Source organism: Butyrivibrio sp. MC2021, assembly GCF_000621605.1.
GTDB lineage: Bacteria > Bacillota > Clostridia > Lachnospirales > Lachnospiraceae > Butyrivibrio.
The window spans coordinates 440,894-455,269 of sequence record NZ_JHXX01000002.1 but is presented as its reverse complement, the minus strand read 5'-3'; the positions used below and the strand labels follow the sequence as shown (position 1 = coordinate 455,269).

Genomic DNA, 14,376 nt, shown 5'->3' with positions numbered 1-14,376 from the left:
ACAATGTATATTATTGCACAAATGTTATGAAGAATAATACCATTCTTTAGGCAAAAAGACAAATGTCTTTTTCACACGGACATTTTGTTACTTTTTGTTATGTATAATCCCTCCGAAAGTTCACGAAAACGTCACATTTTTTTATTAAGTAAAAGGAAACATGCGGGATTGAGCGTGTTTGTCTATTTCGCTATTTTTTTACAAAAGCCGTAATATCGGGCAAGTATTAGTAGTTCCTGTGCAAGTTTTCGAAAGTCTACTTAAACGTATAATGTTAAAATTTAAGTGCTCGAGCAAATAATTTTACTTAACTAAATAAGCCTTACAAAATATCGATTGGGGGTATTTTATGAGAAAAAAATTCGCATTTTTTACGAGTCTTGCTATGGCAGGATTCCTGACAGCAACCAGCTGTCTGACTTCTTTTACATCCTATGCGGCACCTAAGTTCAATCCTTATCAGCGCAACCAGGCTGAGACCAACTTTGGCAGCTCAGGCGTTGAGAACAAGAGAGGCGACGCACCTCAGGTTTATGTAACCAGCCTTGAGAAGGGCGATTACATTATGTACAAGAATGTTAATTTCAACGAGAGTCTTAACTCCATGGAGGTAAACGTAAGATCTGCATCTGCTGCTCTTCTTGAAGTAAGAAAAGACGCAGTAGACGGCGAGAAGCTCGGAAGCTTCAAGATCAGCAACACCAACGGTGAGTTCAAGACCTTTGAAGCCAACATGAAGCACATCGATATAGACAATGATGCAGTCTTCTACTTTGTTGGTGCTATGGGAGATATCGATTTTGATTACTGGGAAGCATCACCTTATTTCCCGGATCCTATTGCTGATCCCGATCCTGATCCTGCTCCTCCGTCACCTGCTCCTTCAGAGATCAATCCATATGAGACAGTTGAGGCAGAATCTACTTCTGATTACAAGGCTACCTTCTTCGCAACAACAGATGGCGTTACCTACGGCGCTATCAGAGCTAACGGCTATGTTGCTTTCAAGAACGTAGATTTCTCCAAGGGACTTGCTTCTGTATTCGTAACAGCCAGAGCCAACAAGGCTGCTGTTCTTGAAGTAAGACTTGATAGTGCAGACGGTGAACTTCTTGCTAATGTTAAGCTTACAGATACCGCTTTCGTTACAAAGGGAGTTCAGGCTTCACAGAATCTCACAGGTACACACGACCTTTACTTTGTTCCTACTATTTCAGGCACAACAGTTTACTTTGATTCCTGGTCAGTAAAAGAGCCTCCTGTTAAGCCCGACCCTCAGCCTGAGCCTGAGCCTGAGCCGGAGCCCACTCCTTCTACTATTGATCCTTATGCTACAGTAGAAGCAGAGACAGCTACTGAGAAGGCTGCAGCTGCTATTCTTACAACAGACGGTGTTACATATGCCCTTGTAAGAGCTAACGGCTACATCGGATTCAAGGATGTTGTATTTACAGAGGATACTGCTTTTGTTGCAATCAACGCTAAGGCTGCTAAGCCTACAGTTGTTGAAGTAAGACTTGACAGCCCTGATGGCACTTATATTGGAAACATCAAGATCGGCGAAAGCAACGAGTTCTATTCCAAGTCAGTTCAGCCTAAGGTAAGCGTTGCCGGAACACATGATGTATACTTCGTTCCTGTACTTGCAGGCACATCCGTAAGCATCGATTCCTGGTATGCTAAGAAAGCTCCTGTTAAGCCCGACCCTCAGCCTGAACCTGAGCCGGAGCCCGAGCCACAGCCCGAGCCGGAGCCGGAACCCGAACCCGAGCCTGAACCACAGCCTGTTGTTACCGGTCTTTCAACTTCTTACACAGTTAACAACTGGGGATCAGGATATCAGGTACTTGTTAAGGTAACCAACAACTCAACTGTAAAGGCAGAAGGCTGGACAGTTAAGGTTAACAAAAATGATGTTGGTATCGATGCAAGCTGGAATATTAAGGTTTCTGAAGAGGGCAATTACTATGTGATCACTCCTGTTGAGTGGAACTCAGTTATCGATCCCGGCAAGTCTGTTGAGTTTGGTTTCCAGGGTTCATCTCACGTAAAAGATAAGATTGAGATCTTCGCTGATGGCGAGGCTACTGAAGAGCCTGAACCTCAGCCTGAACCCGAGCCTGAGCCGGAGCCCGAGCCACAGCCTGAGCCCGAACCTGAGCCGGAGCCTGAACCCGAGCCCGAGCCTGAGCCAATCGTTGTTGATAACGACGATCTCTCACTTGAGTATACAATCAGCGGACAGGGTAACTACACAATCAACTTCAAGGTAGTTAACAACTCCAAGACTGCTGTTAACGGTTGGACACTGAAGCTCAAAAAGAGCGATGTTAAGATCGACAACAGCTGGTGCGTAAAGGTTGCTTCTGTGGGTGAGTACTATGTGATCACTCCTGAGTCATGGAATTCCACAATCTATGCAGGCGATGCTGCATACTTCGGAATCCAGGGCAGCGGCTCTGTAGCAAGCACCATCGGATACACACTTAACTAAGCGGTTTCATATGATTTCATCCTGGTAAGGCTTAAATAGAAAAGGCCCGCAAGACTGATCACATCTTGCGGGTCTTTCCATTTGTTTATTTTCTTAAATCTTATGCTTTAGCCACGTTTCTTGTAGCAATAACGTTAACTCCTGTTCCTGCCACGTTCTCGATGAGAACATCTCCTATCTGAGCAGGTGCCGCTACTACAGCAGCATCAATATCCTTCATAACCTCAAAGATCTTGGCCTTGGGAATGTCGCTCTCTGTCTTGCAGGATACGCGCTCCTTGTCTCCTCCTGTGATCTTTACGGTGCTGGTTACGATTCTTGTGGGATTAACCACTTCTTTTCTTGCATATATATCGCCCTTGGGGCAGGTGTTACCCTTAACCTCGATAACTTCACCCTTATCCATTGTTACTGTAAGCATGCAGCCCATGGGACAACCAATACATGTGAGTTCTCTTGTTTCCATATCTGTCACTCCTTTTCGATCTTTACAGTGATCTTCTTAAGTCCGGCTTTTTCTGTGAGCTGAGTCTTCTTAAGGATTATCTGCTCCATTTCGCCGGGGGCAATGATCCTCTTTTTGTTGTGCATTACTCTCTCATCATCGAAATACACGCTGACAAAGGAGTCTTTATAAACATCACCCACTCTGAATCTTACTGTAAGAAGGTCGTCCATTCTGTCTACATTGATGGTGCTGGGAACGGTGTATCTGGCACCCTCTGTGGCCACAAGCTCGATAACATTGTCGTTTTCAGCTTTTTTGCAGCCATCATTGATGTATTTAACCGCATTCTGTCCTGCTCTCTTGGCCTCCTCAGAAACATAGTCAACCAGGTCATGAACGTGAAGTACGTTACCGCAGGCAAATACGCCGGGGATATTGGTCTCAAGGGACTCATTGACCACAGGGCCTGAAGTGATGGGACTCATGCTGACACCGGCTGCTCTTGAGAGCTCGTTCTCAGGAATAAGCCCGCAGGATAAAAGCAGTGTGTCACAGGTATATCTCTCCTCTGTGCCGGGGATTGGCTTTCTGTCAGGGCCTACCTCAGCTATGGTAACCGCAGTCACGTGCTCTTTTCCCTCGATATCAACTACCGTGTGAGAAAGCTTAAGAGGAATGCCGTAGTCATCAAGACACTGAACGATGTTTCTCTTAAGGCCACCGGAATATGGCATCAGCTCTGCCACAACCTTGACCTTGGCGCCCTCAAGGGTCATTCTTCTTGCCATGATAAGTCCGATGTCGCCGGAACCCAGGATAACTACTTCTCTTCCGGGCATGTAGCCTTCGATATTAACAAGGCGCTGAGCTGTTCCTGCGGAGAAAATGCCTGCAGGTCTGTAGCCGGGGATGTTAAGGGCTCCTCTGGGCCTTTCTCTGCAGCCCATGGCCAGGATAACTGCCTTGGCAGGGATCTGGAACATTCCGTCCTCTCTGTTCATGGCTGTAACTGTTTTATCCTCAGCGATGTCCATAACCATGGTGTTGAGCTTGTACTCGATTCCAAGGTCAAGAACCTGCTTGATAAATCTGTAAGCATATTCGGGGCCTGTGAGCTCCTCCTTGAAGGTGTGAAGTCCGAAACCGTTGTGGATACACTGGTTCAGGATTCCTCCCAGCTCGTGGTCTCTCTCTAAAATAAGAATGCTGTCATTTCCTGCTTCTTTGGCGGCTACTGCAGCTGCAAGGCCTGCAGGACCACCGCCTACTATTACGATATCGTATGTCTTCATGATCCTGATACCTCCCCTTTTGTTCTCTCAATGACGATATTGGACTTTCCGCCGCTCTTAGTTATCTCCTCATAGGTAAGGCCAAGTTCACGATTTAGTATCTCCATGGTTCTCGGTGAACAGAAGCCCGCCTGGCATCTTCCCATGCCGGCTCTGGTTCTGCGCTTTACGCCGTCAAGGCTTCTTGCCCCAAGGGGTCTGTGGATGGCATCAAGGATCTCGCCCTCAGTGATGGACTCACATCTGCAAACGATGGTTCCGTAGGCAGGATTCTTTTTGATAAGCTCGTTCATCTCTTCGATAGAAAGGCCCTCGGTTCTGGTGATGCCCTTTCTTGTGGAGATGAAATTCTCTTTTTCCTTAAGTCCCATCTTATCCTTAAGCATATCGGCTACCATCTCTCCGATGGCAGGGGATGCTGAAAGTCCCGGGGACTCTATACCTGCAACATCGATGAAGCAAGGTGCGTCCTTAACTTCCTCGATGACAAATTCGTGTCTTTCAAGGTGAGCACGAAGGCCTGCAAAGGAGGTGATGACATTTCTCATGGGCAGGTTCTTGACGTTCTCACTGGCCTTGGCCTGAACCTCATTAAGGCCCTGGGCTGTGGTGGCTGTGCCCTCCTTGTTCTCGATATCGATGGCTGTGGGGCCAATCAGAAGGTTGCCGTGAACAGTGGGAGTTACAAGAACACCCTTACCGTACTTGGTAGGCTGAGGGAAAATAGTGTGTGAAACATATCCGCCAACCTCTTTATCAAGAAGGCAGTAGTCGCCTCTTCTTTCGATGATATGCATCTTGTCTTCGCTGACCATGTTGTGGATCTTGTCAGCGTATACACCGGCTGCGTTTACAACGTATTTTGCTGTATATTCGCCGTTGTTGGTTCGAAGGTGCCAGAGGCCATCCTCACCCTTTTTGATGTCCTCTACCCTTGTGTTAAATCTGAATTCTACGCCGTTAACGTTGGCATTTTCTGCCATGGCGATGGTGAGCTCGAAGGGGCAGATGATTCCGCCTGTGGGAGCAAAAAGTGCGCCCTCCACGTTATCAGAAAGGTTGGGCTCCATCTCAAGAGCTTCCTCCCTTGTAAGGATCTTAAGGCCAGGAACACCGTTTTTTACACCTCTCTCATAGAGAGTCTTAAGGCCGTCAAGTTCCTCCTTGTGGATGCAGACAACCATGGATCCGTTTCTCTTAAAGGGAATATCCAGGTCCTTTGCAAGGTCGTCCATCATGGCGTTACCCTTTACGTTGAGCTTGGCCATAAGGGAGCCTTCATCGGCATCAAAGCCCGCGTGAACAATGGCTGAATTGGCCTTGGAGGTTCCTTCGCAGACATCCTCGCATTTTTCAAGAACACATACATTTACGTCATATCGTGAGAGCTGCCTCGCTACCGCGCAGCCGCTGACACCGGCTCCAATAACTATCACATCGTACATAATAATCTCCTTTATATTAACCGATACTTAAATTTCTTTAGCCCAGCCTCTGGTGGAAGCAACTGCCTGCTGCCAGCCCTTCAGCTCTTTTTCCCTCTGCTCTTTAGGCATCTGGGATGCAAAGGTCTTCTCTATGGACCAGTTGCTGCATACATCGTCTCTGTCCTTCCAGAAGCCAACAGCGTAGCCTGCAAGATATGCAGCGCCCAGGGCTGTGGTCTCAACGCAGCTGGGGCGGATAACGTTGGTGTTGATTATGTCTGCCTGGAACTGCATCAGGAAGTTGTTCTTGGATGCTCCTCCGTCAACTCTGAGGGATGTGAGCTTCTTGCCTGTATCAAGCTCCATGGCGTGAAGTACGTCATAGGTCTGGAATGCCAGTGACTCCAGTGTGGCTCTGATGATGTGGTACTTGTTGACGCCTCGTGTAAGGCCCACGATAGCTCCTCTTGCGTAAGGATCCCAGTAGGGAGCTCCAAGGCCTGTAAAGGCGGGAACCACATAGCAGCCGTTGGTATCGTTAACTCTTGTGGCAAAATATTCAGAATCGGGAGCTGAATCGATGACTCTGAGTTCGTCCCTGAGCCACTGTATCGCAGCCCCTGCCACGTATACAGACCCCTCCAAAGCGTAGGTAACCTTGCCGTTGATGCCCCAGGCTATGGTGGTCAGAAGGTCGTTCTTGGAATAAATAGGCTTATCTCCTGTATTCATCAGCATGAAGCAGCCTGTTCCGTAGGTGTTCTTGGCATCTCCCTCGTTAAAGCAGGTCTGTCCGAAGAGGGCCGCCTGCTGATCTCCCGCTGCTCCCGCGATCTTGATGGGGCCTCCGAAGAATTCCTCATCTGTCTCGCCGTATACACAGCTGGAGGGCTTAACCTCAGGGAGCATGCTCATGGGTATATCAAGAATTTCGCATAACTCTTTATCCCACTCCAGGGTATTTATATTGAACAAAAGAGTTCTTGATGCGTTGGAGTAGTCGGTTACGTGAACCGCACCCTTGGTGAGCTTGTAGATAAGCCAGGAATCCACGGTTCCAAAGCAAAGCTCACCCTTTTCCGCTCTTTCTCTTGCCCCATCCACATTATCAAGGATCCATCTGATCTTGGTTCCTGAAAAATAGGGATCGAATTTAAGTCCGGTCTTTTGCTGGAACTTCTCAACGATTCCCGGAACCTTAGCCTTCATCTCCTCCGCAAAGTCCGCAGTTCTTCTGCACTGCCATACGATTGCGTGGGAAATTGGCTGTCCTGTCTTTTTATCCCATACGATCACGGTCTCACGCTGGTTGGTGATTCCGATGGCCGCAATATCTTCATGTGTTGCCCCAATTTTATTCATAGCTTCTCTGGCTACAGAAAGCTGCACCTGCCAGATCTCGCTGGCGTCATGCTCAACCCAGCCGGGCTGAGGAAAAAACTGTGTGAACTCCTTCTGAGCCACAGAGCACATTTCACCCTTTTCATTGAACAGGATACACCTGTTGCTTGTTGTGCCTGAATCCAAGGCCATTACGTATTTTGCCATACTATCCTTCTCCTTTTTGTTAAGGTACTTTAATGATAGTCTCTAGTTTCCAAAAACGCAACGAATATACAATAGTTTCCACTTTTTTAGCATATTTTTGTTAAAAATAGACAAAAAGAGGATTTAGAATTTATCTAAATCCCCTAGGATAATTATTTGCTGTCCATATATCTGTCGATGACCTTGTAGATCTCCTCGTTGGGATCCTCCACCATATCCAGATCAACATCAAAGTTCATAAGCTTGGTATTATTCTCATCTCTCATTACCCACTTGGGCAATCCCTCTCCGTTGGGATCTCCCGTCTTGGCAAAATTGGTCCAGTAGGTCTGCATTATCTCAGAGAGTTTGTAGTCCTCTTCGTCATAAAGGCCCGGATGTCTCCAGAGATTGCCGTAGGCATAGGGAAGCTCCCCTGCGTGATAATTGGAGAGCATGTTGTTAGTCTTGGTGAAATAGTACTCATAGCTGGGAAGTCCCAGTTCCACCATATATCTGTTCCATACGTGATGGGAATAGCTGAACCACATGGCGCTGTAGGCTGTATTAAGGGCACCCTTGGCATCTCCCAGGGCATCAACGATAAAGTGCTGATCTCTCTGAGGCATATCCGCATGAACCACCGCAGCCATTTCCTCTGCGTAGTCCTCCATATCCTCCGCCAGGAGCTCTACATAGTTCTCCTTGGTGGCCTTGGTTCCAAGAAGGAATGCATCCGCCTCCTTGGCGTTGAAGCCGTGCAGCAGGGCCTTCTCGTGATTTTTTCCCTTCTCATAGGTAAGATAGGGCTGCTCGATGATGGAATATCCGTCTATGGTCATGGATGAATTCTGAGTCTTGGTCTTAACCAGCTCCTCGGCGGGAATGTTTCTAAGCTCTGCGGAGGAAGCCACATTAAACTCATCTCTTACCTCAGCTCCTGTCTCCACAGCATCCTCATAGCTTCTGAAGGTGTGGAAAGGCACCTTGGCCAGAATACTGCTGGATTCTGCGATTGCGTAGTTAAACAGTCCCTCGGTCAAGGGAGAAACACACAGCGCATTGACGCTGGAGGAACCGGCGGACTCACCGGCAATGGTTATCCTGCTCTTGTCTCCTCCGAAGGCTTCTATATTGTCATAAACCCATTTAAGGGCTGCTATCTGGTCAAGAAGTCCGTAGTTACCAGTGGTTCCGTTGGGGGACTCAGCCTTGAGGTCGTCCGCGGTATAGTATCCGAACACACCCAGGCGATAAGCAAAGTTAACAAACACCACGCCCTTTTTTGCCAGGTCCTCACCCCTGTACTCGGAATAGGAGGAATTTCCTGTGGTAAGGGAACCTCCGTGAATATAGAAGATTACAGGAAGAAGCTCATCCTCAGCCCTGTCCTCTGGGGAAAAAACATTGAGATACAGGCAGTCTTCACTTACTTTCTGAAGATATTCATCCCCGAATTGGATCTGATAATCATGCCAGCCAAGGATATGGGATAAAGAATCATATAAGGCTGAGGAGCCTGTCTGCATGGCCATTGGCCCGAAATGATCAAAGGCCCTCACTCCATCCCAGCTCTCAGGGGCCTGGGGCTCCTTAAATCTCAGCTCTCCCACGGGCGCTGCCGCATAGGGAATGCCGGCATACACTTTTACGGAGTGGTCCTTATTATAGACCCCGGTCAGGTCACCCTGAGCTATGGAGATAACCTCGGTGACATCGGGATTTCTGTTGTCCACGGCGGGAACCAGCTTGTAAGGCGGTGCCGTTAATTTAAGGTTACAAAGAAGCACAAGAATAAATACTACCCACATGAGAGTCGCAGTCTTTTTGTTGTACTTTCTTTTTTGGATCAAAATCAGCCTTGCAGCTATCATCGCCACCACAGCCAGAAGTCCTATAATCCAGCCGGCTATGATGTTCTTGGAAAGCTCCAGAACTCCGATGTACAAGATTCCTATCAAAACAACTATGATTGAAAAGGTCATGACGAATTACCTCCGAATATGTTTTTTCAGAGTATAAAATAAAAATTTATACATTGCAATAAATTTAATTGCATTAAACATGTATCATCTTCATTTAAATATGACACAATTGCTCCAGTGTACGATATAATATTATTAACATAACAATATCTCGGAGGTTACTATGCCACAGGGAAGAGAAGATCTCATTCAATCACTTGCTAAATCCATGGGAATGGGCGATGCCCAGAAAAAGAACTTCAGCAGCGGCAAATACAATGCCGATACGGGAGCCATGTACTGCAATGGTCACATGATCACAAGAAGTACCATTGAGCAGGCCAGGAGCTACTTCACTACTCAGTACAAGAGGCTGGCCGAAAAGGATGATGAGGGCGCCAAGCAGCTGGCAGGCCTTTATGAGGTTGCCATGGAGTGCATCGGTATGGTTGTGGACAGCGGTAAGCAAGAGGGCGAATGATCACTTTTTATCAATTTTACCATATTGCGTTTATTTATATCGTAAAAAATGTATAAATACAAATTTAAAATTTATTCCAATTAGATTGTTGACAATTTAATTGTTTTGTGTAATACTATGATCATCACAAAACAAACAGTTACATCTTTCAAATAGGAGGATACAATCATGGAATATAAATTTAACGAAGAAAATTTTGAAACAGAAGTACTTAAGAGCGACATCCCTGTTCTTGTAGATTTTTACGCAGACTGGTGCGGTCCCTGCAAGATGATGATGCCTGTAGTTGAGAAGATGGCTGAGAAGTATGACGGCAAGGCCAAGGTTGGCAAGGTCAACTCAGATGATTGCAATGCTCTTGCTGCCAAATACAACATCATGTCAATCCCCAGCTTCCTTGTATTCAAGGGCGGCGAGGTTGTTGGCAGCGCCACAGGTGCTATGCCTGCAGAGGCTCTTGCTGAGCTCATTGACAAGGCTCTTTGATTTTTATATCATTCTCCCACAGCCTCATAGGCTGTATAATAAGTTTCTATCCTATCGAATCTATAGTAAGCGTCGCCTTTTATTGAGGCGGCGCTTCCTTGTTCTATGCAGACTTCTCCCGTATTCTGGGGGATCATCCAGATACAGTCCACCAGCTCACCGCCGTCAAAGAAAAGCACATAGGCATCAACCTTGACCTTCTTGTCACTGACATTGTTGGCCGTGAGAATGGCAGTACCGGCATCTATCTTGGAGGACACCGCCACATACTCCGACATATCCTTTTCATAAGGAGTTCTTCTTGTTACAGAGAACTCGTACATATCCGGGAGCTTTCCCTCCAGCTCTGCCTTATCAAATCTTCCCTCAAAGACAAACTGAGCACCGCTCTTTACAACCTCGACGGTCTTCTCGGAAATCGCAAGCTCCTCTCCCTCTTCATCCCTGGCTATAAATCTGCACTCGTAGCGGTAATCCTCCTCGGTCTTATTCTGAAGGACCAGAATTGGATTACAGTTGTGGTCATCCTCCCTGAAATACTGCCCAAGAAGCAGTGTTCCCATGGGAAGACCACCGTAGGAAGGAATGTCGTCATCGGAGGGACCTATTCTGTCGGCGCCGTAGCCGGTACTCTTATCTCCGAGACTGTCTATACTCTCAAAAATGCTGCCGGGCTCTGCGTCATTAAAAAATACCTCATTAAGTATTCCCTTTTTATCAGAACCGCACTCGGAGCTGTCATCCACAGATGCGCCTTCTCCATATCCCTCAGGGGTTGTAACGACAGCCACAGTCTTCCTGGCATTCTCCTTTGCCTCAGCAAAAGAATCCACGGTAGCTCCCTCAGATACATAATAGATCTCATCTCCGTCGGAGCCCCGGTTACTCTTTTCAAAGAACACCGTGGAAAGAATGTTGTCCTCCTTAAAGAGAAAGTCCATATTAAAGCCCATATTTGAGTAATTATCGTAGATCATCTGGGTGATAAAGCCCAGTCTCTCATCCTTCACCCTGGGCAGCGCAAAGCCGTAGCTGTTGATGTACATGATAAAGGGCAGAATAATTCCCACGGCGGATATGGCCATGGCCCGGGCAAGATTTATCGACTTTTCCCGCACAAAAAGAAAAGTACTCAGACCAAATGCAATTATGGATGGAATTATTCCGACAACTCCGAAAGATGTCAGAAGTCCACATATAGAAAGCACAATTACAAGCACAACCATATGTTGAAATTTCCTCTCATTTTCTGTGCAGTTTCTACAAAAATTGTTACAGTTTGAATGTCAATACTTGTACTAAAAAAAAATAATACTACAATATATTGTAGTTAAAGATATATTTTTAATCCATCATTTTTTATCGATAGAGCATTAATTTTTTTAATAATCTTTAACAATCCGTGTATGATTTAAGTATTGTCTGGAGGGTAATTGATATGACTAACGTTGCAGCTTTGGAAGCTCTTGATCGTGGAGTTATCCGCAACATTCTTCGTTCTATGGCCAATGAACACTGGTCAGTAGCTGAGGCTCTTGATGAATATGATATCCCCGAAGAGCTCCGTGATGAGTACGAAGCCCTTATCGAGGATTGCTTTGTTGATTAAACAAGTGTCTTTTACAGCACTTCTATTTTGAATACCACAGGAAGATCACTTCTGTACTGAGTCCTGATGTGGAGACCTTCTTCGTCTCTCTTGTACTCAGCTTCGGATTCATCTCCCAATACTGTTACTTTGCTGATTATTCCTGAGAAGCCGCCGGAACCTGCCGCATCCTTCTCAGTTGCAAAGCTCTTAATGAGGTACTCCCCGTTTTCAGCGCACTTAAGTGCCATGGCAAATACACAGCCGTCGTTCTGTGTGAACCTGAAATCCTCGGGAGTATACTCTATTTTTTTCTTATCCGTAAACTGTCCGCCGGCAGTCAGGGTAGGTCCTTCGCAAGTGAACTTGTATACCCTGCTTCCGTAGATGGCTTCGCCATTCTTTGACAGCCATTCTCCCACTCCCAGAAGAACCTTTTTATCCTCCTCGGAAATAGTTCCGTCAGGTTTAGGTCCCACGTTCAAAAGAAGATTGCCGTTCTTGGAAACAGCGTCAATGAGGTTGCATACGATCTCCTCTGCATCCTTGTACTCATTGTCCACGGTATAGCACCAGGAATGTCTTCCGATGGCTGTATCAGTCTGCCATACATAGGGCCGGGCTGTTGGAAGCTGTCCTCTCTCAACGTCGGGAACGGCACATCCAAAGGCAAAGGCATCATGCTTGTAATTGATCACGCCGACCTTGCCGATCTTTTCCATCTCATTATAGTAATAGGCTGCCATCTTCTGAAGGTAAGGCTTCATGCAGGCTTCCTGTATCCACCAGTCAAAATACAGAACCTCAGGATGGTAATTATCGATGATCTCCTTGGTCCTGTTAAACCAGTCATCCATAAACTCCTTGGTGGGAGCGGGATCCGCATAGAGATCATAGTGATTTTCCGGCTCCTTCATAGCCGGCCAGTACAGGCTGTCCGGGCCGATATCATCGGTGATATCACTCTCAAATTCTCTGCCGTGGCTCATAAAGAACCAGTGCTCTATTCTGTGGGAGGAAGCGCCGATCTTCATGCCCTTTTTCTCAACGCTCTTTTTAAGCTCTCCCAGATAATCAACCTTGGGGCCCATCTCGTAGGCGTTCCACTTGGAAAGGCTGCTCTTATACATCATAAAGCCGTCGTGGTGCTCCGCAACGGGCACAACATATTTTGCTCCCGCCTTGGCAAAAAGCTCAGCCCACTCATCGGCATTGAACTTCTCAGCCTTGAACATGGGGATAAAATCCTTATATCCAAAGTCCTTGTGAGGGCCGTAGGTCTCCACATGATGGTCAAACTCCCTGGTTCCCTGAATATACATATTTCTGGAATACCACTCATTGGCATAAGCAGGCACGCTGTAGATTCCGAAATGAATGAAGATTCCGAACCTTGCATCCTGATACCACTGTGGAACCCTGTAATTTGATAACGATTTCCAATCCGCTGTGTAAGTCATAAAACCTCCGTTTTTCACTTTTCCTTTTTCAAAAGTTCCATCCCAACATCATACACTTTTCCTTCCACTGCATCCTTAAGCCAGGTTGCCATGGATATGCCGTCCTGGGTAAAAAGAAGGAAATGAGGCTCCCTTACGCTGGTGTGAACGGTTCCTCCCATGGTGATAAGAGGAATCTTCCAGTCATCTATAAACATTCCAAAGGAAGGGGTTATGGCCTTGAGCTGGGAAACCATTTCCTTGAGCTGGCCGTAATACTCTTCCTGAACGTCCCAGTCGGTCTTGTACTTCTTGTTGACGATATCGTTGTAATAAGCGCTTAAAAGATAGTCATGGCTGGAGCTGGAGTACAGATACCTGAACCTGTCGCCGTAGCGCTGATACAGGTCCTTATACCACTCCAGAGTGATATTATCCCCGTGGATGGGCTTCCATAAGCTGTCCTTGCACATCCAGATGTTCCTGGCGGTCTTTCTCCAGTGCTTATAAAGGAGCTGTCCGCTGTCGGAAAAAAGGGTGATATTCCGGGCCTTGGGATAATAGTCATCCACCACTTCCCCTGCCAGAGCCGGCACTGCAAAGGCTCCCGCGGAATTCCCCGCAATAAGAAGGGTCGATGGCTTGGGAAAAAGCTTTTTTGCCACCTTCATACTCTCAAGGAAATTCACATATCCATGGAAGTGAAGGACCTCGTCCTCTCCCGTCTCGGACTTATAGGGATAGTCGTTATTGCCTATATGGAAGTCCCCCGTGGCATAGGTTATGACCACGAAGCTCCACTCCTTAAAGGGGTTCTTGTCCGTAAAAATGTCGGTGATCCCCACGTTGATATTCATGATCTGGGTAAAGGGCCTAAGGTTATTCCAGTAGTAATTGGGAAGCCCCGCTGCTACCTTGCCCCCTGTTACCGGCCTTGCGGCGGTATACTCGTTCCAGGCAACTCCTCCTCCGGAGAAAAAAACACAAAGCTTGTCCGGATCTCCTATTTTCACATATATGTAGTATTCAGAGCCGTCCCCGGAAAGTCCCTTTTCAAGGGGAACTCTGTACCAGGTGAGTTTTTCCGGATCCTCCGGCAGGTCCTGGGCCTTAAAGCGGCTGTCTTCCACTGCCTTGCCAAGCCTGTTTTCAACGAAGTCCCCTACCTTTGAGGCAAAGACGATGCCGCGTTTTATGTTGTTTTTATTGAGTTTGTTTTTAAGTCCCATA

At 46.8% G+C, this 14,376-nt stretch carries 12 protein-coding genes; 4 read left to right on the top strand and 8 right to left on the bottom strand.

What is annotated here, in order from left to right; translation table 11 throughout:
- Positions 1-349 precede the first annotated feature (349 nt).
- Positions 350-2,494, top strand: coding sequence for a cellulose binding domain-containing protein (locus tag T359_RS0107910; protein ID WP_026517005.1), 2,145 nt, complete (start codon positions 350-352; stop codon positions 2,492-2,494).
- A gap of 100 nt (positions 2,495-2,594) precedes the next feature.
- On the opposite strand, the gene T359_RS0107905 is transcribed toward T359_RS0107910, so the two are convergent.
- The 5 genes from T359_RS0107905 to T359_RS0107885 form a co-directional block, all read right to left on the bottom strand.
- Entirely contained in the window at positions 2,595-2,960 is a 366-nt protein-coding gene (locus tag T359_RS0107905) for a DUF1667 domain-containing protein (RefSeq protein ID WP_026517004.1), read from the bottom strand.
- Between the two features lie 5 nt (positions 2,961-2,965).
- Positions 2,966-4,234 (bottom strand): NAD(P)/FAD-dependent oxidoreductase, encoded by a 1,269-nt coding sequence (locus T359_RS0107900; protein ID WP_026517003.1) that lies wholly within the window; start codon positions 4,232-4,234, stop codon positions 2,966-2,968.
- Entirely contained in the window at positions 4,231-5,679 is a 1,449-nt protein-coding gene (locus tag T359_RS0107895; protein ID WP_026517002.1) for an NAD(P)/FAD-dependent oxidoreductase, read from the bottom strand. Before T359_RS0107895 ends, T359_RS0107900 begins: the two co-directional genes overlap by 4 nt.
- 27 nt (positions 5,680-5,706) lie before the next feature.
- Complete coding sequence (glpK, locus tag T359_RS0107890; protein ID WP_026517001.1) at positions 5,707-7,209, bottom strand: glycerol kinase GlpK; 1,503 nt, start codon at positions 7,207-7,209, stop codon at positions 5,707-5,709.
- Between the two features lie 152 nt (positions 7,210-7,361).
- The gene (locus tag T359_RS0107885) at positions 7,362-9,173 is read right to left on the bottom strand and encodes a carboxylesterase/lipase family protein (RefSeq protein ID WP_026517000.1); all 1,812 of its coding nucleotides are present in this window, start codon (positions 9,171-9,173) and stop codon (positions 7,362-7,364) included.
- Positions 9,174-9,336: 163 nt separating this feature from the next.
- Between T359_RS0107885 and T359_RS0107880 the strand changes: the two genes are divergently transcribed.
- Together T359_RS0107880 and trxA are read left to right on the top strand one after the other, a co-directional pair.
- On the top strand, positions 9,337-9,633 hold the full coding sequence (locus T359_RS0107880) for a hypothetical protein (protein WP_026516999.1): 297 nt from the start codon (positions 9,337-9,339) through the stop codon (positions 9,631-9,633).
- 168 nt (positions 9,634-9,801) lie between these two features.
- Complete coding sequence (trxA, locus tag T359_RS0107875; protein ID WP_026516998.1) at positions 9,802-10,119, top strand: thioredoxin; 318 nt, start codon at positions 9,802-9,804, stop codon at positions 10,117-10,119.
- Positions 10,120-10,127: 8 nt separating this feature from the next.
- Here the strand turns inward: trxA and T359_RS0107870 are convergent, their stop codons facing one another.
- Positions 10,128-11,345 carry a hypothetical protein gene (locus T359_RS0107870; protein WP_026516997.1) on the bottom strand — a complete coding sequence of 406 codons (1,218 nt, stop codon included), beginning with the start codon at positions 11,343-11,345 and terminating at the stop codon, positions 10,128-10,130.
- A 212-nt stretch (positions 11,346-11,557) separates the two neighbouring features.
- Between T359_RS0107870 and T359_RS22445 the strand changes: the two genes are divergently transcribed.
- Positions 11,558-11,728, top strand: coding sequence for a hypothetical protein (locus T359_RS22445; RefSeq protein WP_155840040.1), 171 nt, complete (start codon positions 11,558-11,560; stop codon positions 11,726-11,728).
- A gap of 11 nt (positions 11,729-11,739) precedes the next feature.
- Here the strand turns inward: T359_RS22445 and T359_RS0107860 are convergent, their stop codons facing one another.
- A complete protein-coding gene (locus tag T359_RS0107860; RefSeq protein ID WP_051545116.1) occupies positions 11,740-13,167 on the bottom strand; it encodes an alpha-L-fucosidase in 1,428 nt (475 codons plus the stop codon).
- A gap of 14 nt (positions 13,168-13,181) precedes the next feature.
- A complete protein-coding gene (locus tag T359_RS0107855) occupies positions 13,182-14,375 on the bottom strand; it encodes a pectin acetylesterase-family hydrolase (RefSeq protein ID WP_026516995.1) in 1,194 nt (397 codons plus the stop codon).
- Between the last annotated feature and the right edge of the window lies 1 nt (position 14,376).